The following is a 24,450-nucleotide window of genomic DNA, read 5'->3' on the forward strand; positions in this document are numbered from 1 at the left end:
CCCCCACCGTTTTGGGCTAGCGCCTGCCTGCGAGCCGGCATGAGGCGGGGGTAGCAGATGGAGGCAGGCATGACGCGCGAGGGTTCAACCGTTCTGGTCACGGGAGCGGCAGGCTTCATCGGAGCTGCCGTCGCCGAGGCGCTGATGACGCGCGGTCAACCCGTGGTCGGGATCGACAATCTCAACGATTACTATCCCGTTTCACTGAAGCAGGCCCGGCTTGAGCAGCTCTCCCGTCGGCACGGTGACCTCTTCCACTTTCTTCCGCTCGATTTCTCCGACATGGCTGCGCTTACCCGGGCCATGGCGCCCTTCTCCTTCCCCACGATCGTCCATCTCGGCGCTCAGGCGGGCGTGCGCTATTCGCTTGAGAACCCACACGCCTACGTAGCCTCCAACCTGGCGGGCCACGTCAACATGCTCGAGTTGGCCCGCGCTCGCGGGGTCGAGCACATGGTCTATGCAAGTTCCAGTTCGGTCTACGGCGGCAATGCGAAGCTGCCCTTCGCGGTGGAAGACCGCGCTGACACGCCTGTCTCGCTTTACGCCGCCACCAAGAAGGCGGATGAACTTATGAGCGAGACTTACGCTCACCTGTTCCGCCTGCCGCTCACGGGCCTGCGCTTCTTCACCGTCTACGGCCCCTGGGGCCGGCCGGACATGGCCATGTGGAAGTTCGCCGAGCGGATCCTGACCGATCGTCCCATAGACGTGTACAACCACGGCGAGATGAGCCGCGACTTCACCTATATCGACGACATCGTGGCCGGCGTCCTCGCCTGCCTCGACCGGCCGCCGCTTGACGATGGCAAGGAAAAGGCAGGCGGCAGCGTCAAGCCGCACGCGCTCTACAACATCGGCAATCACCGCTCCGAACACCTGCTGCGCCTGATCGAGGTGCTGGAGGACGCCTGCGGCCGCAAGGCCCAGCGCAATCTCCTGCCGATGCAGCCGGGTGACGTGCACGCCACATACGCGGACATCGCGGCACTGACGCGAGATACGGGCTACGCTCCCTCCACGCCCATCGAGACAGGCGTGCCGCGTTTCGTGGACTGGTTCCGCAGTTACACGGGCCTCTGACGCGCATCACGCCAACATAGATGCTCCTGACGAAACCTCGCGGCGTCCTTTCCCTTCCTTCCCGCAGCCTCTAAGGCGCTCCTAATTTCCCTCCAAAGAGGTTCACATGAAGATTGCAATGGTGGGTTCCGGCTACGTCGGTCTGGTGTCCGGGGCTTGCTTCGCCGATTTCGGCCACGATGTCGTCTGCATCGACAAGGACCAGTCCAAGATCGATCGCCTGCATGACGGGATCATGCCAATCTACGAGCCGGGGCTCGACGCCCTTGTCGACCGCAACGCGAAGGCCGGTCGCCTGTCGTTCACCACCCAACTGGCCGAGGGCATCCGCGATGCGAGCGCCATCTTCATCGCCGTCGGCACTCCCTCGCGGCGCGGGGATGGTCATGCGGATCTGTCGTTCGTCCATGCCGTTGCCCGTGAAATCGGCGAGAACCTGGCGAACGACGCCGTCGTCGTCACGAAATCGACCGTTCCGGTGGGCACCGGCGACAAGGTCGAACTGATCTTGGCGGAAAGCGGCACTCCGCACCGCGTGTCGGTCGTGTCGAACCCGGAATTCCTGCGCGAAGGCGCCGCCATCGGCGATTTCAAGCGGCCCGACCGCATCGTGATCGGCGCGGAGGACGATTTCGGTCGTGACGTGATGCGCCAGGTGTACCGACCGCTGTTCCTCAACGAGTCCCCAATCCTGTTCACCTCGCGCCGTTCGGCCGAGATCATCAAGTACGCCGCCAACGCCTTCCTCGCGACCAAGATCACCTTCATCAACGAGATTTCCGATCTTTGCGAGAAGGTCGGGGGCGACGTGCAGGATGTGGCGCGCGGCATCGGGCTGGACGGGCGCATCGGCAAGAAGTTCCTGCACGCCGGTCCCGGCTACGGCGGCTCCTGCTTCCCCAAGGACACGCTCGCGCTCCTCAAGACGGCCGAAGACTACGAGAGCCCCCTGCGCATCGTGGAAGCCGTCTCGATGGTCAACGAAAGCCGCAAGCGCGCCATGGGCCGCAAGGTGGTGGAGGCCATGGGCGGGGCCGAAGCCGCACGCGGCAAGCGGGTGGCCATGCTCGGGCTGACCTTCAAACCGAACACCGACGACATGCGCGATTCACCGGCAATCGCGATAGCGCAGACCCTCCTCGACGCTGGAGCCAGCGTCGCCGCCTTCGATCCCGAGGGCATGGAGAGCGCCCGACCGCTGATGCCGGACGTGGAAATGGCGGGCGATCCCTACGCCGCCATCAACGGTGCGGATGCAGTCGTCATCGTAACCGAATGGGACGCCTTCCGCGCCCTCGACATGGACCGGGTGAAGACGCTGGCCAAGGTGCCCGTCCTCGTCGACCTCAGGAACATCTACAAGCCGCAGGAGATGCGCGAGGCGGGGTTCCACTACGTTTCGGTCGGCAGGCCCTGATCCTCTGCCACGGGTCGCCGGCGTTGCCTGTAACCCGTGGCACCCCCAGCATCTGCAAGGAGGCCGGGCGGACCGGCTCCCGTCTTCAGGCGTTTTCGCGGATCATCGCGAAGCCATGCAAGAGATGGTCCAGTTGCCCGTCCGGCACCGGCGGGAAGGCCAGCGGCTTCCCGGCCTCGCGAATCGCGCCAATCTGCTCCGCAACGCCTTCGAGGCTCCAGTCCGTCCTGTAGACGCCGCTGTTCTCGGCCACCCAGGCGCGGGCGAGGCGCCCTCCCATGGCGATGTACATCTCGCCCGTGACTTCACAATCCTCATGGCACAGATAGCCCACCATGGGAGCCACCATCTCGGGCTCCATGGGGGGAAACTTGCTGGTGTCGATGCCGTCCGACATCCGCGTCACCGCCGCCGGCACGATGAGGTTGGAGCGCACGTTGGCATGCTGCCCCTCGATGGCCGCTGTGTTCGACAATCCCATGAAGCCCGCCTTGCACATGGAATACGTGACATTGTCCGCCTTGCCGTAGAGCCCGTTGATCGAACTGGTCAGCACGATGCGGCCATAGCGTTGCGCCATCATGTGCGGGAACGCCTCCCGCACGACGTGGTAAGCGCCTTTCAGGTGGACATCGAGGACGGCGGTGAAGTCGTCGTAGGGAAGGCTTGAAAGCGAGCCTCGCCGGACGTTCCCGGCCGAGTGGATCAGGATGTCGATGCGGCCGAAAGCCTCCAGCGCGGCATCGATGATGGCCTTGCCGCCCTCCTGCGTTGCGACCGTGTCGACATTCGCGACAGCCTCGCCGCCAAGAGCCCGTATCTCGGCCGCCAGCACCTCGGCTGGGCCTTCCCCGGTCGCATCGCCCGCCATGGACAGACCGGGGTCGTTGACGACGATCCGGCAGCCGCGGCTCGCCAGCAGCAGGGCATGAGCCCGTCCAAGCCCGCGTCCGCCGCCGGTGATCACCGCAACGCGGTTGTCGAAACGCAGGTCGTTCATAGCGCTCTCTCTTCCCGTCTAGCAAGCTCTGCCTGGCATGGGTTCCCGTGTTAGCGCACCCTCCTGTTCAGGCAACGACCCCCTGAGCCTTCAGGTACGCGATCCGCTCGGGCGATAGATCGAGCACCTCGGAAAGGATCGCTTCGGTGTGCTGGCCAAGCACGGGCGGCGCTTCGGGAATGGGTTGCTCGGTGTCCGTGAAGCGGATCGATCGGTTGACGATGGGAATTGTCCCAAGGCTCGCGTGCTGGGCTTCGACGACCATGTTGCGCGCCTTCGCCTGCGGGTGCGAAAGCGCATCGGTGACGCCGAGGATCGGCGCATGCGGCACTTCGTGCCGGGTGAAGATGGCGACAAGCTCGTCGACGCTGTGGCGGCAGGTGAACGCCGATACGAGGGCGTTGACCTCTTCGCGCGCGTCACGCCGCTTCTCGAGCGTATCGTACCGCGGGTCCTCGCACAACTCGCCCCTGCCGATCGACTGGCAGACGCGGCCCCAGAAGCTCGGCGTCAGGCACGCGACGACGATGGAACCGTCGCGGGCCGGGAAGATGCCGTAGGGCACCAGGTTGGGATGCTGTGAGCCCACCCGCTCCGGGTCCGTGCCGTTGAAGAAGGCCAGTTGCGCGATGTAGCCGAGCATCCCCATAAGGCCGTCAAGCAGGCTGATGTCGATATGGCGACCGCGCCCCGTCCGCTCCCGCTCATAAAGCGCCGAGAGGATGCCGATCGGGCCATTGATCCCCCCCACCAGATCGCCAAGCGGTATACCCAGCTTGGTGGGCAGCCCGTCGCGCTCCCCGTTCATCGACAGCGCCCCCGACATCGCCTGGAGCACGATGTCGAAGCTCGGCCGATCCCGCAACGGGCCGGTCTGGCCGTAGCCGGAGATCGAGCAGTAGATCAGCCGCGGGTTTATCGCGCGCATCTCCTCCCAGCCCAGCCCCAGCCGGTCCATCACGCCGGGCCTGTAATTCTCCACCAGCACATCGCAGCGCGCGGCGAGGTCGCGCACGAGGCCCAGGCCTTCTTCGCTCTTCAGATCGACGACGATCGACTTCTTGCCGCGATTCACGGCCAGGTAATAGTGGCTTTCTCCGTCCCGGATCGGCGGGAAGGTGCGCGTTTCATCGCCCGTTCCGGGCGGCTCGATCTTGAACACCTCGGCGCCAAGATCGGCGAGCGCCAGACTGGCCGCCGGACCGGCAAGAACGCGGGTGAAGTCGATGACCCGCACACCGGACAGGGGCCCCTTCCAGGGCGCTTCATCGCCCGTCGTCATGCGCGACCTCCGCGTGAGAAGCACGGCGCCGGTAGCATCGCGGCCCTTGGAAAGGCGGGCTTGCCTTCCGTAATCATATCCAAGATCTCTCCTGCCGGTGGCGCATCCTTTCGCCCCGCGGGCTTTCCGCCGCCAAGCTTATGCCCGGCGGCGGTGGAGATCACCCTTTCGCTTACGCGCGGCTCGGCAATTCCGCCACGGCGGTGCCGAAGGCGGAGAGTTCGCCGCGGTGAGTCGTCGCCTTCTGCGCGACTTCCACGTACTTCTTGCCGTTTTCTTCGAACTTGCGGGTCACCTCACCGGTGATGATGATCGCGTCACCATCCGGGTTGTGGCGGCGGATCTGGCAATTCGACTTGTGCAGGAAGCCGTCGTCGCCGATCCAGTTGGTCATGTGGTGCGTCAGCCACGAGCAGCGCTCCGGGCCGTAGTCGTAAGCGCCCGGAGCGCCGACTTCGAGAGCGAAGGCCTCGTCCCAGTGCACGCGCTCGGGACAGTCCGGCACGTTGAAGCGGTTGCGGATGCCAAGGCCCGGGTGCGCCTTCTGCATCTTGTAGGCCAGCTTGTTGGCGCGGATGTAAAGACCGCCCCACCCTTGCGCATAGCAGATGAAGCCGGTGACGGTCATCGGGCCCTTCATCATCGGCGGCAACTTGTCGCCGACATTCACGTCCTCGAAGTAGCGCGGAGTGGCGCCCCGAATCTCTTCGCGGTCATAGATGTCGTAGAACTCGTCGAGCTGCTCCTGCGTGAAGGGCTCAACACGGCCGCGGGCTTCGGTGTACTTGGTGCCGCGCTCGCGCGCCTCGTCGCGGTCGGTGCGGAACACCCAGCTGTCGGCGCCGGCAACGTGGTCGCCGTGCTGATTGTAGAAGTCGACGTGATAGATCTGCTGGAAGGAGCGGCCGGCGAACTTGGTCTGGTGCTCGACCAAGTCCTTCAGATAGGCCTCGGCCTTGATGGTGTCGTTGCGCAGCACCGGCTTGTGCCAGGTCCAGTCGGCCCCTGCCCACATGGCGTGAACGCCCGAAAGACCGCCGCAGTAGCCCGAGATGATGCGGCTCGTGGTGAACAGGAACGAAGGCAGCGCGACAATCGAGCCGTACTTCGTCTTGGCCGCGTATTCAGGGTCGCACCAGAGCGGATTGTCGTCGCCGATGCCATGCGCGTAATGGCGGATCGCGTCGCGGCTGGCTTCGTAGTTCCAGGGCTCGACGGTGTTCTCGATCTTGACGCCGATGCGCTGGCGCAGATCGTCGAGACCTTCCTCCGTGATCTTGGGGAACTTGTTCTTCGGTTCAGCTGTGGTGGCCATTTTCTCGTACTCTCCTGGATCTCGAGTTATGTTCAGCTGACGACTTCGGCGGCTTTCGCGGCCTCGCGGTCCCGCAGCATCTTGCGGTGGACCTTGCCGGCAGGGTTCTTGGGGAGTTCGTCGACGAATTCGACGAGGCGCGGGAATTCGTGCTGGGCCAGGCGCTCGCGGGTGAAGTCCTGAAGCTCACGGACGAAGGCGTCGTCGCCGGGGCGATTGGCGACCACGAAGGCCTTGACCACCTGCCCGCGCTTCTCGTCCGGCACGCCGATCACTCCGCATTCCATCACATTGTCGTGACGGAGCATCGTGTTCTCGATCTCGACGGCGCTCATCGTCCAACCCGCTGAGATGATGACGTCGTCCGCACGGCCGCAGTGATAGAAATACCCGTCTTCGTCCGTCTTCGCGCGGTCCTTGGTGGTCATCCACCCGCCGCCGCGCCACAGCATCAGTTCGCCGATCTCGCCCGGATCGCACACCGAGCCGTCAGGGCGCTGCACTTCGAGCTTCTGCCCCGGAACGGCCTTTCCGAGTGATCCCGGCTTGACGGTAAAGTCCTGCGCGCCGGGATAATTGACCAGCACCACGCCGATCTCGGTCGTCCCGTACATGGAGCAGGCGGGAACCTTGAACCACTGGTCGATCCACTCCAGCGTGGCCGGGTCGATAGGTTCGCCGGTGAAGGACAGCTTGTTGAAGCGGAAAGTGAAATCCGCAGCCTTTCCGCTGTTCTTCATCATGCGGTAATGGGTTGCAGCCGCCGACATGTTGGTGATGCCGAAGTCATCCAGCGCCTTCATCAGGCGCACCGGATCGAAGCGTCCCGCGAAGGTGCCCGTGGTCACGCCCATCGCCAACGGCGCCAGCGTGCCATGCCAGAGGCCATGCCCCCAGGCCGGGCTCGACGGGCAGAAGAACTCATCCCCGGGACGGATGCCGGTGCCGTAGAGTGCCGCGAACATCAGCGTCACCAGCGTGCGATGCGAGTGCTTCACCGCTTCGGGCAGCTCGCGCGTGGTGCCGCTGGTGTACTGGAACACCGCCATGTCGTTGGCACGGGTTCTGGGCGTGTACGTGGTCGGCAGTTCGGCGATGGACGCAAGGAACGCATCGTCGGCGACGATCACGCGGGGCTTGCCGTCAACCGCGACGGAGCGCGCCAGTTCGGCCTTTTCGGCATTGGTGATCAGGATCGAAGGCTCGCAGTCCCCCACCCGAAGGCGCAGCGCATCGGGCCCGAAGAGCGTGAACAGCGGGACGGAGATCGCGCCGGTCTGCATCGCGCCGAAAAGGCAGACATAGAACGGCAGCGAGGGCTCCAGCATGAAGGCGATGCGCTCCCCGGGCTGGATGCCTTCGCGGTCAAGCCAGTGCGCGAACTGCGCAGCACCGGCGGAGATCGTGTCGAAGCTCAACACCTCGTCCACACCATCGGCATGGGCGATCCGGACGGCGGCGCGGCCTCTGCCATCGGCATGGCGGGTGACGCATTCGTGAGCGATATTAAGGTGCTCGCGGTCGCCGTCGAAGAGTTGCCACAGCGCTGCAGATGAGGCGTGCGCCTGTGCGTCCGCATAACGCGTGTAGTCGGTCAGCCCTGAAATCACCTTGGCCATCAACCGTCCCGTTCCCTCCCGCTCGATTCGTAGACGCGGGGCTGTTCTTGTGTTCAGCCGCTTCCTGACATGGCGCCCTCCTTCTTGTAAATATTGAATGATGTTCTATATATTGAACGATGAACAAAGACACTCTTCCCCCAGCGAGTAAGGCCCCGGCCATCGCCCGGGCGGCGGCCATCCTCCGGCTTCTGGGAAAGCGGGGATCGCCCATGGGGGTGCAGGCCATTGCGCGCGAACTGGGGCTTGTCCCCAGCACCTGCCTCTATGTGCTGCGCGCGCTCGTGGCCGAGGAATTCGTGGCTTTTGACCCGGATACGAAGCGGTATGCGCTGGATGCCGGGGTGCTTACCCTGGCGCGGGCGTGGCTGCGGCGAGACCGCTTCAATGACCTCGCGCAGCCCGCGCTCGATCGTCTCGCCCGCGAATTCGGCACAACGACCCTCGGGGTGCAGGTGTTCGGGCTCGATCACATCATCGTGACGGCGATGTCGCAGTCAGGGCAGAACTTCCAGCTTTCCACACAGGTGGGGAGCCGGTTTCCCGCACTCGTATCGGCCACCGGGCGCTGCATCGCCGCCTTCGGTGGATACGCGCCGGCCGACCTGAAGTCCCGTTTCGACCAGCTGAGGTGGGACGAGCCTCCTGCATGGGAGGACTGGCTGGCGCAGATCGAGGACGCGCGGCAAAGTGGGGTCGCGGTTGACGCCGGGAACTACCTTTCCGGCGTCACCGTCATCGCGGCGCCTGTATGGAAGGGCGGTCGCCCCAGCCATGCGCTGGTCATGATCGGCATCGGCGCGGCGCTGCGCTGCGAACTGCCGCGCCTGAAGGAAGCCTTGAAGGGGGCCTCCCGGTCTCTCAGCGAACAAATGGAAGAGTGAACGGCCGGAGCGAGGCGCCTCCGGCCATTCCTTCAGGCAGGCTTCCTGCGCAACAGAGTGGTTCGTAGCATCGACAGCGCGACTTCGCCGCGCTGGTTCGTCAGCTCGTGCCGGAACACCACGATGCCTTGCTGCGGGCGGGACTTGCTTTCACGCGTCTCCACCACTTCAGTCGAGCAGGTCAGAGTATCGCCGATGAACGTCGGCTTGGGCGTCACTACCTTGTCGAAGCCAAGATTCGCGACCAGCGTACCGACCGTGGTGTCCGCGATGGAGAGGCCGACAGCCAGGCTGAAGGTGAAGGTGGAGTTCACCAGGATCTGCCCGAATTCGCTGGCCTTTGCCGTCTCTGCGTCGAGGTGCAGCGGCTGCATGTTGTGCGTCATCGCCGAAAACAGGAGATTGTCCGTCTCGGTCACGGTGCGGCTCGGCTGGTGAGTTATGCGATCACCAACCTGCCATTCGTCGAAAAAGCGCCCGGGCATCCTATTCGGTCTCCTCGATCTGGGCGAGCAGCACATCGACCTGCACCTGCTGGCCGGCTACCGCTTCAAGTCTGGCGACGACACCGTCGAACGGCGCCGTCAGAGTGTGTTCCATCTTCATCGCTTCCAGTGTCAGCAGCTTCTGTCCCCTGGTGACGGACTGCCCCTGCGACACCTCTACGTGGATCACCTTGCCGGGCATCGGCGCCAGGATCGCGCCCGATCCATCCGCCGCTCCGTGCGCACCATCCCTGCGCCAGGGCGTGAGCAGCCATGCCTGCCCCTGTTCCGTCACGAGCACGCCGCTTGACGGCTCCTCGCTCCCTTCGCCCTCAAGTTCGATCTCGATCTTCTCGCCATCGAGCAGGAACCAGGCGGCGCGGCGCGGCGGGGCGTTGAGGCGCAGACCGGGCGCGATCGTGGTCGGAACAAGCGCCGATGCCGCCGCTCGCAGCGCCTCAGCCGACGGCGCCGGAGGCTCCGCCAGAACCTCGCCATCGCGCCCGATCAGACCGGTATCCACCTTGCCGCCCGCGAAGTCCGCGTGCTGCAGGGCTTTGACGAGGAAGGAAGCGTTGGTCCGCACCGGCCAGACGGCGGTGCCCTCCAGCATCTCCCCGAGCCGCTCGCGGGCTTCGTCCCGATCCTCGCCCCACGCGATGACCTTGGCGATCATGGGGTCGTAGAAGGGCGAAACTTCCGCCCCTTCATAAACGCCTGTGTCGATGCGTCCGCCTTCGCTTTCGCCGAACTGCAGGAGCTCCAGCCGTCCGATGCTCGGGAGGAAGCCCTTGGCCGGATCTTCGGCGTAGAGGCGCGCTTCCATCGCCCAGCCGTCTATCGTGAGATCGTCCTGCGAAAGCGGCAGCGGCTCGCCGCTGGCGACACGAAGTTGCCATTCGACAAGGTCGACGCCGGTGATCGCCTCAGTCACCGGGTGTTCCACCTGAAGCCGGGTGTTCATCTCCATGAACCAGATCCGATCCGCGCTCAACGCACCCGAACCGTCGGCGATGAATTCGATTGTTCCGGCACCGACATAATCGACCGCCTTTGCCGCCCGCACGGCGGCCGCGCACAAGGCCTCGCGCGTGGCGGCGTCCATGCCGGGCGCCGGGGCTTCCTCGATCACCTTCTGGTGACGCCGCTGCAACGAGCAGTCCCGCTCGAACAGGTGAACGACGTTGCCCTGCCTGTCCCCGAAGACCTGCACTTCGATATGGCGCGGCGAAGCGATGTACTTTTCAATCAGCACGTGATCGTTGCCGAACGAGGACGCTGCCTCCCGCTTGCACGAAGTCAGGGCATCCGCGAAGCTTTCGGCGCTCTCCACAAGACGCATGCCCTTGCCGCCGCCGCCGGCCACGGCCTTGATGAGCACAGGGTAGCCGATCGCCGCCGCCTCCTGCGCAAGACGATCCGGATCCTGATCCTCACCCATGTAGCCCGGAGTTACCGGGACGCCGGCTGCGGCCATGAGCTTCTTGGCTGCGTCCTTGAGCCCCATCGCGGTGATCGAGGACGGGTTCGGTCCGACCCAGACGATCCCGGCATCGCTGACCGCCTGCGCGAACTCGGCGTTTTCAGACAGGAAGCCGTAGCCGGGATGGATGGCCTCCGCCCTGGTCTGCCGGGCAGCGTCGAGGATCCTTTCGGCAACGAGGTAGCTTTCGCGCGTGGGCGAAGCCCCGATATGCACGGCGTCGTCCGCCTCCTGCACATGGAGCGCGTTCGCGTCTGCATCGGAATAGACGGCGATCGTTCGGATACCGAGGCCACGAGCGGTGCGGATGATGCGGCAGGCGATTTCGCCACGATTGGCGATCAACAGGGACTGGATCATGGGTGACGCTCCGGGAAACCGTGGCGGGTATGCAGCGCGGCAAGCAGCGGCTCGATCTCGTTCACGAAGCCGCCTTCGGCGAACGCCAGCGCGGGAAGATTCTGGTTCGCTTCACCCAGAGCGGCGACGACCGCCTCGCGCGGGCGCGGCCAACCGACGCGCACCACCTCGATACGTGTCGAACGCTCCGGAAAAAGGGCAAGAAGCCCCTCCACCGTGACGCAATCCTTGCAGTAGAAGCGGCGACCTTCGTAGTCCGGATCCGCCCAGTCGCAGTCGAGCACGAAGAGCGTGTCCTTCGTGATGTTCGCGGCGTCCGTCACATCCGGAACACCCCGAAGCGGGGTGCCTCCTCGATGGGCGCTTCGAGGCAGGCGGAAAGAGCGAGCCCAAGCACATCGCGCGTCTGGGCCGGGTCGATCACGCCGTCGTCCCAGAGCCGAGCCGTGGCGTAGTACGGGTTGCCCTCGTCCTCGTACTTCTGGCGGATAGGGGCCTTGAAGGCTTCCGCGTCGTCCGGCGTCCACTTCGCCGCATCCCGGTGAACGGTGGCCAGCACGCTCGCCGCCTGCTCCCCGCCCATGACGGAGATGCGGGCATTGGGCCAGGTGAACAGGAAGCGGGGATCGTAGGCCCGGCCGCACATGCCGTAGTTGCCGGCACCGAACGAGCCGCCGATCAACACGGTCAGCTTGGGAACCTGGGCGGTCGCGACGGCTGTAACCAGCTTCGCTCCGTGCTTGGCGATGCCTTCGGCCTCGTACTTGCCGCCGACCATGAAGCCGGAGATGTTCTGGAGGAACAGCAGGGGAATGCGGCGCTGGCAGGCCAGTTCGATAAAGTGCGCCCCCTTCTGGGCACTTTCGGAAAAGAGCACGCCGTTGTTGGCGAGGATGGCCACCGGCAGCCCGTGGATATGCGCAAAGCCGCAGACGAGCGTGGTGCCGTAGAGCGCCTTGAACTCGTGGAATTCGCTGCCGTCGACGATGCGGGCGATCACCTCGTGCACGTCGTAAGGGGCGCGCACGTCCTCGGGGATGACCGAATAGAGTTCCTGCGGGTTGTACTTCGGTGGCCTTGGCTCCCGGACGGCAAGATCGTGCCGGTGCGCCGGACCGAGATGGCTGACGATGTCGCGCACGATGGTCAGCGCGTGTTCGTCATCCTCCGCCAGGTGATCGGTCACGCCGGACTTGCGCGAATGGAGATCGCCACCGCCCAGATCCTCGGCGCTGATGACTTCGCCGGTCGCCGCCTGCACCAGCGGCGGCCCGGCAAGGAAGATCGTCCCCTGCTCCTTCACGATCACGGTTTCGTCGCTCATCGCCGGAACGTAGGCGCCGCCGGCGGTGCAGCTTCCCATGACGCTGGCGATCTGGGGAATGCCCCTGGCGCTCATCTGCGCCTGATTGAAGAAGAAGCGCCCGAAGTGATCGCGGTCGGGAAAGACTTCCGCCTGGTTCGGCAGGTTCGCGCCGCCGCTGTCGACGAGGTAGATGCACGGCAGCCGGTTCGCCTGCGCGATCTCCTGCGCGCGGATGTGCTTCTTGACCGTCAGCGGGAAGTAGGTTCCCCCCTTCACTGTCGCGTCATTGGCGAAGATCATGCACTGGCGATCGGATACGCGGCCGATGCCCGCGATGATGCCTGCGCCCGGTACTTCGTCGCCATACATGCCGTTGGCCGCCAGTTGTCCAATCTCGAGGAACGGCGAACCGGGATCGAGAAGCCGTTCCACACGATCGCGCGGAAGCAGCTTGCCGCGCGAAAGGTGCCGCTGGCGCGATCGCTCGTCGCCGCCAAGCGCTGCCTTGGCCACGCGTTCGCGCAGTTCGGCCACAAGGGCGCGGTTATGCCCGTCGCGAGCCCTGGCCTCGGGACTGTCGAGATTCACGTTGGTCTGCAGGACCGGCGCGCTCATGCCTCTTCCTTCCTTGCAGTCGGCATCGCGGCGCCGACCGTTTCGATTTACAGCATCTATCTAGACATGCCGCCGACCATGCGGAAATTGAAAGTTTCCGCAGTTCGTCATAGATCGCACCTATGATAGACCAGTACCTGCTGCGCTACTTCCTAGCCGTTGCCGAGACCGGCAACTTCAGCCGGGCCGCCCGCCGCGTGAGCGTGACCCAGCCGACGCTCTCGGCGGGGATTGCCAAGCTGGAGCGGGAACTGGGCGCACGCCTGTTCGATCGGGACCGCCAGCGCGTGGCGCTCACTCCCGCCGGCAGCCGGTTCCTCGTCCGCGCACGGCGCATCGCGGCGGAGTACGAACACGCGCTTGTCGAACTGAGCGAAGTGACCGACCCGACACTCCTGCGCATCGGTGTCCTGAACACGATTCCCACGCGGCTGATCGAAGGCTGGCTGGCGCAGCACCGCGCGCTCGGCTCCGGCGAGGCGCTGGAGATACTCGACGGTTCGGAGCGCGACATCGCCGAGCGCCTCGAACGCGGCCGCATTGATCTTGCCCTGACAGTCGTGCGCCCGCACCACGCCCGCTTCGCCCCCGAGCTCCTGGCCCGTGAGCGCTACATGATGGTGCTTCCTCCCGGACATCCCCTGGCGGGCGAAGCGGAGGTGCAGGCCGAACAGATGGCCCGTGATCGCATGGCCCTTCGCCGACACTGCGAAGCCCTGCCCGAAATCAACCGTTTCTTCGTCGAGCGCGGGGTGCGACCGCGCTTCGTGCTCAAGACCACAAGCGACGAACGAGTGCTTGCCGTGGTGCGCAGCGGAGGGGGCGTAGGAATGATGCCGGAAAGCTTCGCGGCCGGTCCGGAGCGTTTCGTCCCCGTACGCGACTTCGAACTCATCCGCGAGGTGGGCCTGCTGCACGCCGGCGATGCGCAGGTGCGACAGGGACAGGCAAGCCCCTTCGTCACCTTGGTCCGGCACCACTACGAAAGCGCACCAAGCCCTCCGATCGCGGCTGGATAAGCCCTCTCGCCGCTGCCCGTCAGCCGCCTATGGCCTCCCGCAACTCCGGCATTGTCTTCTGCAACAGCTTCAGGCTCTTCCAGCCTTCCTGCGGCGAAAGGCCGCCGAGCAGGGGCTGGAAGCCGATGTTGCCGCCCTCAGCCTGCCGCACCTTCTCGACCAGCATCTGCGGCGTCCACGCGGCGAACATGCCGGCCTGGCGCAGAACGGCGGGATCAGTCATGCCCTTGAACGGCGAACTGGACGCATCGCCTTCCGCCTCTGCCCACTTGGCGTATTCGGTGATGACGTGAACCGCGTGCGGCGCGATCGCCTCCCAGCCTTGATCAGGATCCTCGCACAAGTGCACGGCCAGCGGCATGCCCGGTCGTGGACGATAGTATGTGCGGGGCCGATTGCCCAGCCGCTGGCATTCGGCGAGGTAGATGTCGACGAGATCGCCCTTCATGGGCCCGAAGCCAACGCCGAACCTCGCCGCGCGCCGCGCCGACGCCGGAACGCCGCCACCGACAAGGATGATGTCTTCGGGCTCCTGCACCGGGCGGGGTCGAACGAAGATCGGCCGGGTTTCCGCACCATCGTCGTGCTCGAACCGCTCGCCCTTCAGAGCCCGGATAATGATCTCGAGCCCCTCGTCCATCAGCTTTGCGCGATCCTTGAGCGATTTGCGGAACATCGCGAATTCGTGGGGTACGTAACCCGCACCGAAGATGACCTTGAGGCGGCCGTTCGACAGGTTATCGACCACCGCCATCTGCTCGGCCAGTTCCACCGGATCGTGCAGAGGCAGGATCACGGCGCCGAGAAGGAAACGGATGCGGCGCGTGACCGCAGCCATGCCTCCCGCGAGCACGAAAGGCTGCGGCAGGTAGCCGTCGTCCGAGCCATGGTGCTGCATCAGCCCGATCTGATCGGCGCCGATCGCATCCGCGAAAGCGGCCATGTCGATCGCCGCCCGGTAAAGGTCGGCTGTCGGTGTCGCCCACTCGGGCGAGCGCATGTCGAACGAGACGGTGATCGTGAAGTCCTTCATCGGCCTGCTCCCATGGCGCTATAGGAAGGATCGTTCCCGTCCCGCCGCGCCCAGTCATGACTGTGCATCGGCGTGACCTCCCGTACGGAGTCGTGGTCGATCACCGCGTCCCGATGATCGATGCGCCAGATGCCGTGGCGGCAGGACCAGCGATCGCAGTAGCGCGCCCAGATCTCGATGTGCCGGATCACTCCCTCACGTACCGCCCGCAGCGTCGCGGTCACGTACGCTTCGCTGCCCGCCTCCATGCCATCGACGGCGATGATGACGTTGGATACCTGGTGCGAGTGGGACTGAAGCTGGCGGTGCGCGGCGCAGATCCACTCGATCGCGTCATGGCCACGCCCGCGAAAGCCGCTTGGCCCATAATCGACGGTCGCATCGTCATGGAAGATCGACTTGCCCAAGGGCACGTCCAGCCGGTCCACGCTGCGGCAGTAGCGGTAGAGCTGTTCGGTGATGGCGAACTTGTCGGCCAGGTCGGCTGGAACGGCAGCACTCATCAGTTCACCCCCTGGCGTAAGCGGCAGCCGCCGCCGCGATCTGCCGGATGCGGTCGCGCCGTTGCGCCGCCGATGTTGCGGAGACTTTCGCCTCGTCGTCCGCCTCGCCCCAGTTGCAGACGGGGCCGTGGGCAAGACGCTCCAGCCCCAGCCGCGCGACCGCATCCGCGTTCGCAAGGTCGGACGGGATGGCCATGCCCCGCGCGTTCAGCAATTCGCGATGCGCCGGTGTGTCCGTCCGGCCCAGCACGTAGCTGAGGACATCGACACCGTGAGGCTGCAGTTCCGCCCACAGCGATTCGCACAGAACGAGGCCAAAGGCCTTGCTGGCCGCATAGACGCCGATGCCCGGCAAGCCGCCGTAGCAGGCGCCCGAGCCGACCAGGATCAGCCCGCCCCGGCCGCGCGCCTGCATCGGGGCGGCGAAGGCATGAAGGGCGTGCATCGTCGTCATGACGTTGCGCATGGCCAAGGCGTTCCAGCTGCCGATCACACCATCGAGGAACATCGCACCGTTCGGGTCCGCGCCGGCGTTGAGGATCAGCAGCCCGATCTCGCGGCCATGTGCGATCCCCAGCATGCGCTCCGTCGCATCGTCCCGCGAAAGGTCGATGGAGGCTGTCACGCATTCCGTGCCGTAGGCGGCCTTCAACTCGGCGGCGAGTGCGTCCAGTGGCGCTTCACGGCGTGATACGAGAACCAGCTTGAAGCCCTTTTCCGCAAGTGCCCGCGCAAACGACGCCCCGGTTCCTTCCGAAGCCCCCGCGATGAGAGCCCAGGGACCGTATCTTTCCAGGTACTGTCGATCGTCCATGCCGCATCTCCCTGCGTCGCTGCGGCTTCGGCCAAGGCCTCACCCCGATCGCGCATTGCCCGCGCGGCGTTTTCGTAAGTCCCGCATGCCGAACATCAAGCTCCCCCTCCGCGATGGCGCGCACCTTCGCCCGGGCGATGCCGTGCGTGCCCTCCCCGCCGCACGGTCCTGCCGCGCCTGATCCAGCAGTAGCCGCACGACGCCCTGCAGCGCCGAGAGCAGGACCTGCCCTTCGGCTTGCGTGTACTTGTCTTCCAGCGTGACGACCGTTCTGGTCACAGCGGCTCCCGGTTGCTGCCTTGCCGACCGGGCTTTTCAGATGAGCTCTGCTCGCGCAACTCGAACCGCGGCCTTGCCCTGCGGGTCAAGCCGCGTTGCGGGATGAGCCGTGCCGCGTATGCCTAACCGCCGATCTGGCGGGCGAGCGACGGAACATCGGCCAAGGCGCGCAGGGCGTCGTTGAGGTGAGTGCAGCCATCCGGACCCCGCAGCTGAGCCAGCACCTCCTCCCGCACATCCGCGAGGTTGCGGCCGACGAGGCGCTGGGTGTTGGCGATCGCGCCGGGGCACTCCGAAAAGGGCAGGATGCGCGCCTCCGGCTCCAGTGAGAGCAGTTCCAGCGTCTCGATGTCGGCAACGGCGCGCAGCAGGTACTCGTGTATGGCGACGCGCCCTCCACCCGGCAGGGAGGAGCTGTCCTGGAAGGCGGAGTCGATGCGCAATACGCCCGCCGCCTCGTCCCGAACGACATCGATGCGGCGCGCGCGGCGGAAGCCGGGGCCCTCATGGTCGGAAAGGGCGTGCCAGCCGAGAGGGTCGGCCGGGTTGCGCAAGTCGCCGGCGTCGGCTGTGGCGACATCGTCAGGGCTTGCGTCACCGGAGACGCCGCTGTTGCCTTCCTGCAGGCCCCAGCAGACATTGACCCGCTGCGCCATCAGTTGTGCGTGCTGGTCCTCTCCCAGCCGTTCGCGCCATTTCGTCCCCCAGTCCGGGTACCACTGCACCCAGGCGAAGGCGCTGACGAGCGCCGTGCCCGACAGGTCATCGAGAACGAGGTACAGCGGATGCGCCGCCGCCACGAGGTCGGGCATGGCATCGCGCAACAGGCCGCGAAGGTGGCCACCGGCACGGGCCCCCACAAGCTGATCGAGGTTCGCGTGAAAGGGGTTCGCCGCGATGGCGGTGATCGTCTTGTCCTCGGTGAGGCGGGCTTCGTACCGCCCTTCCGCCAACGTGAGCGCGCCCGCTTCCTCGCTGAGGCGGGCGAGTGGCGTCCACAGGTCGCGCGCGGCGCCGATGAAGCGGCGCTGCCCCTCGACCCCGTCGGGCCAGGACACGTCGATGCTGCTCGTGCGGCGCACGGAACCTGCCTGGCGTATAGGGGCGGGATTGGCCGTGCTGCGGGGCGGCGGGGCCAGGGGAGAACGCGTTGTCGTCATAGTCATCAGCGACAACGCTGCACCCGGCGACGCACCGGATCAAGTCCTTCGTGGGACACACAAGTCCCCCAAAAGCGAGGATCGCTGCTCCCGGCATGCCCCGTCGCTGAAGCGTGACCGACATGCGGAGAGGCGCGAAACTCCGCCCTCTCCCTTCGTGGGGGCGCTGCCGGGTGCCTTGTCACGCCCCGGCAGCGTCCCTAGACCATGCCGAACCTTTCGCCGCCCATTCACAGGCGTCGTTACCGGCAAACCACGAGGACCTGCACGAAATGGCCTACACCGACTTCCTGAAGCAGCAGTGCTACATCAACGGCGAGTGGGTCGATGCGGACGCCGGCGCGACCATCGAAGTGACCGATCCGGGAACGGGCGTGGTGCTGGGCACCGTTCCGAAGATGGGCGCTGACGAAACCGCTCGGGCGATAGACGCTGCCGAGGCTGCTCTCCCGGGATGGCGCGCGAAGACGGCGGGTGAGCGCTCGAAACTGATGCGCAAGCTTTACGAACTTATGATGGCGCATCAGGACGATCTGGGCGAACTCCTCAGCCGGGAGCAGGGCAAGCCCCTTGCCGAAGGGCGCGGCGAGATCGCCTATGGCGCAAGCTTCATCGAGTGGTTCGCCGAAGAAGGAAAGCGCGCTTACGGAGACGTGATCCCGGGCCACGCCGCCGACCGCCGCATCGTCGTCATCAAGCAGGGCGTCGGCGTGGTTGCCGCGATCACGCCCTGGAACTTCCCCAATGCGATGATCACCCGCAAGCTCGGTCCGGCGTTGGCGGCGGGCTGCACCATCGTCATCAAGCCGGCTTCGGCCACGCCCTATTCGGCGCTCGCCATCGCCCGGCTGTGCGAGATGGCCGGCATCCCCAAGGGCGTGGTCAACGTCGTCACCGGCAGCGCGGGGCAGATCGGCTCGACTCTCACCGCCAGCCCCAAGGTGGCCAAGCTCACCTTCACCGGCTCCACCGAGATCGGCCGCGACCTGCTGCGCGAATGCGCCGAGACGATCAAGAAGTGCTCCATGGAGCTGGGCGGCAACGCGCCGTTCCTCGTCTTTGACGATGCAGACGTGGACGCGGCGATCGAAGGCGCGATGATCTCGAAGTTCCGCAACGGCGGCCAGACCTGCGTGTGCACTAACCGCTTCTACGTGCAGGACGGCGTCTACGACGAGTTCGTGGAGAAGCTGGCCGCGCGCGTGAACACGATGAAGGTCGGCTATGGCCTCGATGACGGCACCGAAGTCGGCCCGCTGATCGATGTGAAGGCGGTGGAGAAGGTGGAGGAGCACCTGAAGGACGCGGTCGACGGCGGCGCAAGGGTGCTTGCCGGCGGCCAGCGCAACGAGCGCGGCGGCAGCTTCTTCAACCCGACCGTCGTCGCCGGCGTAAAGCCCGACATGAAGCTCGCGCGCGAGGAGACCTTCGGGCCGCTGGCCGGCGTCATCCGCTTCACCGACGAGGCCGATGCCATCCGCATGGCCAACGACACGGAGTTCGGCCTCGCCAGCTATTTCTACGCCCGCGATCTCTCGCGCGTGTGGCGTGTCGCAGAGGCGCTGGAGGCGGGTATGGTCGGCATCAACACCGGCCTCATCTCGACCGAGGTGGCGCCCTTCGGCGGCGTGAAGCAGTCGGGCCTTGGCCGCGAAGGCTCGCATTACGGCCTCGATGACTACATGGAAGTGAAGTACCTCTGCATGGGCATCACGCCCGCCTGACGCCACGACTGGCGCTTGCAGCTCCTCCCCGGCCCCCTACGCGGCCGGGGAGGCTGCCGATCAGGCCAGCAGGCCCTCGATCTCGTCGATGGTCTTCTTGAAGTCGGCCACCAGCTGACGATAGGGATCGGGCGAGGTCATATCGAGCCCCGACTTCCTGAGGATGTCCACCGGGTCTGCCGATCCCCCTGCGCGCAGCACATCGAGATAGCGCTCCCGCTGGGCCTTCCCGCCGTTGAGGATGGAGTGCCCGAACCAGGTGCCCGCCGAGATCGACGTGGCGTACTGGTAGACGTAGAACGTGCTGTAGAAGTGCGGAATGTAAGCCCACTCGATCGCATAAGGCTCATCGATCACGAAGTCCGGACCGTGATAGCGCTTCAGCAGGTCCAGGTAGACGCGCGTCAGGCTCTCTCCGGAAAGCCCCTCGCCCGCTTCCGCCATCTCGTGCATCTTCAGCTCGAACTCGGCGAACATGGCCTGCCGGAAGAACGTGCCGCGCATGTTTTCCAGACGCATGCCGAGGTAATAGATCTTCTCTTCCTTCGTTCTGGCCTGCTTGAGCATGTACTCGGTGAGGAGCACCTCGTTGCAGGTCGAAGCGACTTCGGCGGTGAAGATCGGGTAGCCGGCGAGGTCGTAAGGCTGCGACGACGAGGCCAGCAGGGAATGCATGGCGTGGCCCCATTCGTGCGCGTAAGTCGAAAGACCCTCGTAGTTCTCGCCAAGGTTCAGCAGAAGGTAGGGGTGCACATCGTAGGCCGAGCCGCTCATGTAAGCGCCGGGCCGTTTCCCGGGGCGCGGGAACGGATCCATCCACCGGCCCGCCGTGGCCGTGCTGAGGCGCTTGACGTAGTCCGGGCCGAGCGGCTCGACGGCCTTCAGGGTGATGTTGCGCATGTCCTGCAGGGTGAACTTGCGATCCAGGCTGACCAGCGGCGGGTAAATGTCGTAGTAGTGGATGTCCGGCAGGTTCAGCATCCGGCGGCGAAGCTGGAACGAGCGGTGAAGCTGCGGCAGGCCCGCGTTCGTTTCCGCCACCAGCGTACGATACACGCTTTCCGGCACCGCGCGCGGGGACAGCGCCATGTCGAGGCTGCTCTTGTAATTGCGCGCTCGCGCCTCGAACACGTCGCCTTTCAGCTTTGCCGCCATGGCCGCGCCCAAAGAGTTTTCGAACTTGCCCATCTGGCCGTAGAAGGCATCGAACACCTTCTTGCGGTCCTCCCGGTTGGGCGCATCGCGCGTCAGCGTGTAACCCTGCGCGTTCAGGACCTGCTTGCGCCCGTCGGACAGTGTCACCTCCGGCCAGGGAATGTCGGAGGCAAAAAGCTGCTCGCGGATCGTCTCGGGGCCGGAGAGCGGCGAGGATGCGGCGGCAAGCAGCGCCTCGCCCTTGGCATCCAGCGTATGCTCGGCCTCGCGCAGCGTCTGGCGCAGCGAGTAGGCGAAGCGAGTCGCGAGTGTCTGATCGGCGGCGATGTAGCTCTCCACCGTTTCCCGGCCGAGCTTCAGCGTTTCCGGCGCGATCCACGCGGTGGCCTGCCCGAACGCGGCGTAGAGATCGCGGACTTGCGCCGTCCGCTCCTGGTTGGCGGAGATCCGCACGTCCTCGTCCGCGCGGAGCGACGCGTAGACCGCCACGCGCGCGAAGTTGCGGGAGACATCGGAGATGTCGGACAGCGCTTTCGCCATGCTCGCGGCGCTGCTTCCGAAGCTGTCCCTGTAGGCCGCCAGACGGGGCAGTGCGGCCACGGTGGCCTTGCGCGCGGCCTCCCACGCTTCGGGATTCGGATAGAGGTCGGTCAGATCCCACTGCGCCGAGCCTGACGGCGCGGCATGGGCACTTCCCGACAGCAGAGACGGCAGCCCCGAGGCGAGAGGGAGGGCTGCGGCGAGGGCGATGGCGCCCCGACGGTCGGTTTCAATCATCAATGTGTCCCTTGCTCCCCGCGCGTACGACATCACGCAGGTGATGCCCGATAGCTACCCGGTGAGCACGGGGTTGCAAGAGTCGGGCGCAAGGAACGCCGACGCCGATCGAGCGGCGTCGGCACTTCGTCGAGCCGGGAGGCGGGCCGCCCGGCTATTCGATCAGCGTCGGCTCAGGACAGTGCCGCCTTTAGCGCGTCCACCAGATCGGTGCGTTCCCAGGGGAAGAGATCGCCTTCCGGCTTGCGGCCGAAGTGCCCGTACGCAGCGGTCGGACCATAGATCGGTTTGTTGAGGCCAAGGCCGACGCGGATGCCGCGGGGGGTGAGGCCGCCCAGCTTCTCGTCGGCAACCTTGGCGATCGCATGCTCCAGCGCGGCGTCATCGGCGGTGCCAGTGCCATGCGTGTCGACATAGAGCGACAGCGGCTCCGAGACGCCGATGGCGTAGGAAACCTGGATCGTGCAGCGCTTCGCCAGACCGGCCGCGACGACGTTCTTGGCCAGATAGCGCGTCACGTAAGCGGCCGAACGGTCCACCTTCGTCGGGTCCTTGCCAGAGAACGCGCCGCCGCCGTGCGGGGAAGCACCGCCGTACGTGTCGACGATGATCTTGCGGCCTGTCAGGCCGGCGTCGCCGTCGGGGCCGCCGATCTCGAACGAGCCGGTCGGGTTGATGTGAAACACCGTGTCGGCGGTGATGAAGCCTTCCGGCAGCACTTCGCCTACGACCTTCTTTACGTAAGCCTTGAGTTCGGCTTCCTTCTCGCCCTTGTCATAGCCGGGCGCGTGCTGCGTGGAGACGACCACCGCCGTCGCGGCAACCGGCACGCCGTTCTCGAAGCGCAGCGTGACCTGGCTCTTGGCATCCGGTTCAAGGAATGGTGCCACGCCCGAGTGACGGTCCTGCGCAAGGCGATGCAGGATCTTGTGGCTGTAATCGAGCGTCGCAGGCATCAAATCCGGCGTTTCATCGCAGGCGAAGCCGAACATGATGCCCTGGTCGCCCGCACCCTCGTCCTTGTTGCCGGCGCTGTCCACGCCCTGCGCGATGTGCGCGGACTGGCCGTGCAGGCGGTTGATGAACTCGAGCTTGTCGTGGTGGAAGCCGTCCTGCGCGTAGCCGATGTCCTTCACGACCTTGCGAACGGTGTCCTCGATCTCCTTGAGCGCGCCGGGCGCCCACTGCTCGTTCTCGTACACGCCTTTGCAGCGAATCTCACCGGCGAGAACCACCAGTTGAGTGGTCGTCAGCGTTTCACAGGCCACGCGCGCTTCGGGATCCTTGGACAGGAACAGGTCCACGATCGCGTCCGAAATCTGATCGGAAACCTTGTCGGGGTGGCCTTCGGAAACGCTCTCGGACGTGAAGACGTAGTTGCTGCGCATGTCGGTCCTTGGGATATAAAGAAATCTTTATGTGGGCCCGGTCTACCGCTGACGGCGGTCGAGTGCAACCATGCAAACGGCTAGTGCCGCGAGCACTGTGGCCAGCAGAAGCGGCAAGGCGTTGCCGTAACGGGCAAAAAGGGTGGGTCGATGCGCCTGCGGTATGAGTCCGTCGAGGCGCCCCACCTGATGGCGCGGAACGAACGCGCGCACGATCCCGTCCGCGTCGATGACGGCGCTGATACCGGTAGTCGTGGATCGCAGGACAGGGATTCCCTCCTCCACCGCGCGAAGTCGGGCCTGTGCGAGATGCTGCGGAGGTCCCCAGGCACCGAACCAGCCATCGTTGGACGGGTTGAACAGGTAATCGGGCCGGTTCGCCGGATCGATCACGCCACCACTGAAGATGATCTCGTAGCAGATCTGCACGCCCACCTTACCATAGGCGCCGAAGTCGATCGTTCGCGGGCCAGGCCCGGGCTCGAAGTCGAGTTGCCCGGCCACCAGCCGACTGAGACCGAGCGGCTCCAGAAGCGAGCGCATCGGCAGATATTCGCCGTAGGGAACCAGGTGCGCCTTGGAATACCCTGCCACGATCGCGCCGCTGCCATCGATCGCCGTCACCGAATTGCGGGCAGCCTGTTCGCCGCCGTCCTTGATGACCAGATCCACAGCGCCCGTCAGCAGCAGGCCGTAAGGGCCAACCACCTGTCCAAGACGTCGACGCGCGATTACGGGATCACCCGCATAAGTATAAATTCGATAGAGGTACTCCGGATAGCCGTCACGCAAGAAGTCGCCCAATCCTGATTCCGGCCACAGGACCACGCGTCGGTCTCCGGGCGAGCGAGGTAGCGACTGCGCGGCAAGGCGCCGGAAATTGCTTTCGAAGCTGCGCGGATCGTCGATGAACTCCTGCCGGATATCGGGCTGCACCAGCGTATAGCGGATGGCGCCCATACGTTCGCCAGGGGCAGCGGCCTGCATGGCGAGGGAAAGGCCTGCGGCGAGGGCGGCCACGCCGAGGACACCGGCGATCCGGACGGCCATTCCCCGGCCCGCCACCGCCCGGGCGATCACGCCGGGCAGTCCGGCGAGGAGCACCAACACGCCGGACAGTCCGTATGTGCCAATCCAGGGGGTAAGCCATGCAAGCCCCTGGCTCTCGTACCCGCCCAGCAGGGCCACGCCCAGCGGATTCCAGGCGAAACCGGTGAACAGCCACCCGCGCGTCCATTCCGTCACGATCCACGCCGCTCCGAGGGCCAGCACCGTGCGCGTCATCGCCGACGCTCCCGGCGCGGCACCAGGCCGGGCGAGGAGGCGCGCCGCGAGGGCCGCGAAGCCCGGGAACACCGCGAGATAGAGCGCGAGCAGCACCACCGCTATCATGCCCAGCCAATGAGGCATCTGCGCCTGATAGGTGAAGGCCGTGGCGATCCAGTTGTTGCCGAGCGTGAAATACCCAAGCCCGAAGCACCAGCCGAGGGCAAAGACCTGCCGGCCTGTACTTGCGCGAACCAGAAGTTCGAGCAGCCAGGCCAAGGCGATTAGGGTAAGCGGCCACAGGGCGAGGGGCTGGAAGCCACAGGCCGCCATTGCGCCTGCCGCTACTGCCGCAAGCGCACGGGGCACGGGCCGCGGGGGCACGGCCAGGGATAGGGTTTGAAGAAAGGGCGAAGCGTACCGGTCGGACTGCATCGCGATTGGCTTTTAAGCCTGCTCCGGCGCGACGCAAGGGAACTGTAC

General features: G+C 65.6%; 21 protein-coding genes. 5 read left to right on the forward strand and 16 right to left on the reverse strand.

What is annotated here, in order from left to right:
- Window positions 1-69: 69 nt before the first annotated feature.
- Together C2R25_RS10115 and C2R25_RS10120 are read left to right on the forward strand one after the other, a co-directional pair.
- Window positions 70-1,083 carry an NAD-dependent epimerase/dehydratase family protein gene (locus tag C2R25_RS10115; RefSeq protein ID WP_103729310.1) on the forward strand — a complete coding sequence of 338 codons (1,014 nt, stop codon included), beginning with the start codon at window positions 70-72 and terminating at the stop codon, window positions 1,081-1,083.
- Window positions 1,084-1,189: 106 nt separating this feature from the next.
- Window positions 1,190-2,500, forward strand: coding sequence for a UDP-glucose/GDP-mannose dehydrogenase family protein (locus tag C2R25_RS10120; RefSeq protein WP_103729061.1), 1,311 nt, complete (start codon window positions 1,190-1,192; stop codon window positions 2,498-2,500).
- Between the two features lie 85 nt (window positions 2,501-2,585).
- Here the strand turns inward: C2R25_RS10120 and C2R25_RS10125 are convergent, their stop codons facing one another.
- The 4 genes from C2R25_RS10125 to C2R25_RS10140 form a co-directional block, all read right to left on the reverse strand.
- Entirely contained in the window at window positions 2,586-3,500 is a 915-nt protein-coding gene (locus C2R25_RS10125; protein ID WP_103729062.1) for an SDR family NAD(P)-dependent oxidoreductase, read from the reverse strand.
- Window positions 3,501-3,567: 67 nt separating this feature from the next.
- Window positions 3,568-4,782, reverse strand: coding sequence for a CaiB/BaiF CoA-transferase family protein (locus tag C2R25_RS10130; RefSeq protein WP_103729063.1), 1,215 nt, complete (start codon window positions 4,780-4,782; stop codon window positions 3,568-3,570).
- Between the two features lie 172 nt (window positions 4,783-4,954).
- The gene (locus C2R25_RS10135; protein WP_103729064.1) at window positions 4,955-6,097 is read right to left on the reverse strand and encodes a MaoC family dehydratase N-terminal domain-containing protein; all 1,143 of its coding nucleotides are present in this window, start codon (window positions 6,095-6,097) and stop codon (window positions 4,955-4,957) included.
- A gap of 32 nt (window positions 6,098-6,129) precedes the next feature.
- Window positions 6,130-7,716 carry an acyl-CoA synthetase gene (locus tag C2R25_RS10140; protein WP_199183807.1) on the reverse strand — a complete coding sequence of 529 codons (1,587 nt, stop codon included), beginning with the start codon at window positions 7,714-7,716 and terminating at the stop codon, window positions 6,130-6,132.
- A gap of 119 nt (window positions 7,717-7,835) precedes the next feature.
- Here C2R25_RS10140 and C2R25_RS10145 point away from each other — a divergent pair, with 119 nt between their 5' ends.
- Complete coding sequence (locus C2R25_RS10145) at window positions 7,836-8,600, forward strand: IclR family transcriptional regulator (RefSeq protein ID WP_103729065.1); 765 nt, start codon at window positions 7,836-7,838, stop codon at window positions 8,598-8,600.
- Window positions 8,601-8,632: 32 nt separating this feature from the next.
- On the opposite strand, the gene C2R25_RS10150 is transcribed toward C2R25_RS10145, so the two are convergent.
- Genes C2R25_RS10150 through C2R25_RS10165 form a run of 4 tightly spaced genes read right to left on the reverse strand, consistent with a single transcriptional unit; the run spans window position 8,633 to window position 12,849 of the window.
- A complete protein-coding gene (locus C2R25_RS10150; RefSeq protein WP_103729066.1) occupies window positions 8,633-9,085 on the reverse strand; it encodes a MaoC family dehydratase in 453 nt (150 codons plus the stop codon).
- A 1-nt stretch (window position 9,086) separates the two neighbouring features.
- Complete coding sequence (locus C2R25_RS10155) at window positions 9,087-10,928, reverse strand: acetyl/propionyl/methylcrotonyl-CoA carboxylase subunit alpha (protein ID WP_103729067.1); 1,842 nt, start codon at window positions 10,926-10,928, stop codon at window positions 9,087-9,089.
- Window positions 10,925-11,251, reverse strand: coding sequence for a DUF3088 family protein (locus C2R25_RS10160; protein ID WP_233203907.1), 327 nt, complete (start codon window positions 11,249-11,251; stop codon window positions 10,925-10,927). Before C2R25_RS10160 ends, C2R25_RS10155 begins: the two co-directional genes overlap by 4 nt.
- Window positions 11,248-12,849 (reverse strand): carboxyl transferase domain-containing protein, encoded by a 1,602-nt coding sequence (locus C2R25_RS10165; RefSeq protein ID WP_103729068.1) that lies wholly within the window; start codon window positions 12,847-12,849, stop codon window positions 11,248-11,250. The genes C2R25_RS10160 and C2R25_RS10165 overlap by 4 nt, the downstream gene beginning before the upstream one ends.
- Window positions 12,850-12,971: 122 nt before the next feature.
- Between C2R25_RS10165 and C2R25_RS10170 the strand changes: the two genes are divergently transcribed.
- Window positions 12,972-13,868 carry a LysR family transcriptional regulator gene (locus C2R25_RS10170; RefSeq protein ID WP_103729069.1) on the forward strand — a complete coding sequence of 299 codons (897 nt, stop codon included), beginning with the start codon at window positions 12,972-12,974 and terminating at the stop codon, window positions 13,866-13,868.
- Window positions 13,869-13,887: 19 nt separating this feature from the next.
- On the opposite strand, the gene C2R25_RS10175 is transcribed toward C2R25_RS10170, so the two are convergent.
- The 5 genes from C2R25_RS10175 to C2R25_RS10195 all read right to left on the reverse strand — a co-directional run bounded on the left by C2R25_RS10175 (window position 13,888) and on the right by C2R25_RS10195 (window position 17,579).
- A complete protein-coding gene (locus tag C2R25_RS10175; RefSeq protein ID WP_103729070.1) occupies window positions 13,888-14,901 on the reverse strand; it encodes an LLM class flavin-dependent oxidoreductase in 1,014 nt (337 codons plus the stop codon).
- Window positions 14,898-15,404: a nuclear transport factor 2 family protein gene (locus tag C2R25_RS10180; protein ID WP_103729071.1), complete on the reverse strand. Its 507-nt coding sequence runs from the start codon at window positions 15,402-15,404 to the stop codon at window positions 14,898-14,900. Before C2R25_RS10180 ends, C2R25_RS10175 begins: the two co-directional genes overlap by 4 nt.
- Window positions 15,405-15,408: 4 nt before the next feature.
- A complete protein-coding gene (locus C2R25_RS10185; RefSeq protein ID WP_103729072.1) occupies window positions 15,409-16,218 on the reverse strand; it encodes an SDR family oxidoreductase in 810 nt (269 codons plus the stop codon).
- 39 nt (window positions 16,219-16,257) lie between these two features.
- Window positions 16,258-16,497 carry a hypothetical protein gene (locus tag C2R25_RS10190; RefSeq protein WP_103729073.1) on the reverse strand — a complete coding sequence of 80 codons (240 nt, stop codon included), beginning with the start codon at window positions 16,495-16,497 and terminating at the stop codon, window positions 16,258-16,260.
- 122 nt (window positions 16,498-16,619) lie between these two features.
- A complete protein-coding gene (locus tag C2R25_RS10195) occupies window positions 16,620-17,579 on the reverse strand; it encodes a DUF2889 domain-containing protein (RefSeq protein WP_233203908.1) in 960 nt (319 codons plus the stop codon).
- Window positions 17,580-17,929: 350 nt separating this feature from the next.
- Between C2R25_RS10195 and C2R25_RS10200 the strand changes: the two genes are divergently transcribed.
- On the forward strand, window positions 17,930-19,381 hold the full coding sequence (locus C2R25_RS10200) for an NAD-dependent succinate-semialdehyde dehydrogenase (protein ID WP_103729075.1): 1,452 nt from the start codon (window positions 17,930-17,932) through the stop codon (window positions 19,379-19,381).
- A gap of 60 nt (window positions 19,382-19,441) precedes the next feature.
- On the opposite strand, the gene pepF is transcribed toward C2R25_RS10200, so the two are convergent.
- From pepF to lnt, 3 genes are all read right to left on the reverse strand, one after another.
- Window positions 19,442-21,313: an oligoendopeptidase F gene (gene pepF / locus C2R25_RS10205; protein ID WP_103729076.1), complete on the reverse strand. Its 1,872-nt coding sequence runs from the start codon at window positions 21,311-21,313 to the stop codon at window positions 19,442-19,444.
- A 173-nt stretch (window positions 21,314-21,486) separates the two neighbouring features.
- The gene (metK, locus tag C2R25_RS10210) at window positions 21,487-22,701 is read right to left on the reverse strand and encodes a methionine adenosyltransferase (protein WP_103729077.1); all 1,215 of its coding nucleotides are present in this window, start codon (window positions 22,699-22,701) and stop codon (window positions 21,487-21,489) included.
- Window positions 22,702-22,743: 42 nt separating this feature from the next.
- The gene (gene lnt, locus C2R25_RS10215; RefSeq protein ID WP_103729078.1) at window positions 22,744-24,402 is read right to left on the reverse strand and encodes an apolipoprotein N-acyltransferase; all 1,659 of its coding nucleotides are present in this window, start codon (window positions 24,400-24,402) and stop codon (window positions 22,744-22,746) included.
- Window positions 24,403-24,450 lie beyond the last annotated feature (48 nt).

It is taken from the genome of Novosphingobium sp. HII-3 (assembly GCF_002916655.1).
GTDB lineage: Bacteria > Pseudomonadota > Alphaproteobacteria > Sphingomonadales > Sphingomonadaceae > Novosphingobium > Novosphingobium panipatense.

What these genes read in the sequence shown, in the direction of transcription:
- C2R25_RS10120 (WP_103729061.1), top strand. Translation starts at nt 1,190, where the DNA reads ATGAAGATTGCAATGGTGGGTTCCGGCTACGTCGGTCTGGTGTCCGGG.
- C2R25_RS10175 (WP_103729070.1), bottom strand. Translation starts at nt 14,901, where the DNA reads ATGAAGGACTTCACGATCACCGTCTCGTTCGACATGCGCTCGCCCGAG.
- C2R25_RS10145 (WP_103729065.1), top strand. Translation starts at nt 7,836, where the DNA reads ATGAACAAAGACACTCTTCCCCCAGCGAGTAAGGCCCCGGCCATCGCC.
- C2R25_RS10115 (WP_103729310.1), top strand. Translation starts at nt 70, where the DNA reads ATGACGCGCGAGGGTTCAACCGTTCTGGTCACGGGAGCGGCAGGCTTC.
- lnt (WP_103729078.1), bottom strand. Translation starts at nt 24,402, where the DNA reads ATGCAGTCCGACCGGTACGCTTCGCCCTTTCTTCAAACCCTATCCCTG.
- C2R25_RS10200 (WP_103729075.1), top strand. Translation starts at nt 17,930, where the DNA reads ATGGCCTACACCGACTTCCTGAAGCAGCAGTGCTACATCAACGGCGAG.
- pepF (WP_103729076.1), bottom strand. Translation starts at nt 21,313, where the DNA reads ATGATTGAAACCGACCGTCGGGGCGCCATCGCCCTCGCCGCAGCCCTC.
- C2R25_RS10135 (WP_103729064.1), bottom strand. Translation starts at nt 6,097, where the DNA reads ATGGCCACCACAGCTGAACCGAAGAACAAGTTCCCCAAGATCACGGAG.
- C2R25_RS10125 (WP_103729062.1), bottom strand. Translation starts at nt 3,500, where the DNA reads ATGAACGACCTGCGTTTCGACAACCGCGTTGCGGTGATCACCGGCGGC.
- C2R25_RS10165 (WP_103729068.1), bottom strand. Translation starts at nt 12,849, where the DNA reads ATGAGCGCGCCGGTCCTGCAGACCAACGTGAATCTCGACAGTCCCGAG.
- C2R25_RS10130 (WP_103729063.1), bottom strand. Translation starts at nt 4,782, where the DNA reads ATGACGACGGGCGATGAAGCGCCCTGGAAGGGGCCCCTGTCCGGTGTG.
- C2R25_RS10150 (WP_103729066.1), bottom strand. Translation starts at nt 9,085, where the DNA reads ATGCCCGGGCGCTTTTTCGACGAATGGCAGGTTGGTGATCGCATAACT.
- C2R25_RS10185 (WP_103729072.1), bottom strand. Translation starts at nt 16,218, where the DNA reads ATGGACGATCGACAGTACCTGGAAAGATACGGTCCCTGGGCTCTCATC.
- C2R25_RS10170 (WP_103729069.1), top strand. Translation starts at nt 12,972, where the DNA reads ATGATAGACCAGTACCTGCTGCGCTACTTCCTAGCCGTTGCCGAGACC.
- C2R25_RS10155 (WP_103729067.1), bottom strand. Translation starts at nt 10,928, where the DNA reads ATGATCCAGTCCCTGTTGATCGCCAATCGTGGCGAAATCGCCTGCCGC.
- metK (WP_103729077.1), bottom strand. Translation starts at nt 22,701, where the DNA reads ATGCGCAGCAACTACGTCTTCACGTCCGAGAGCGTTTCCGAAGGCCAC.
- C2R25_RS10180 (WP_103729071.1), bottom strand. Translation starts at nt 15,404, where the DNA reads ATGAGTGCTGCCGTTCCAGCCGACCTGGCCGACAAGTTCGCCATCACC.
- C2R25_RS10140 (WP_199183807.1), bottom strand. Translation starts at nt 7,716, where the DNA reads ATGGCCAAGGTGATTTCAGGGCTGACCGACTACACGCGTTATGCGGAC.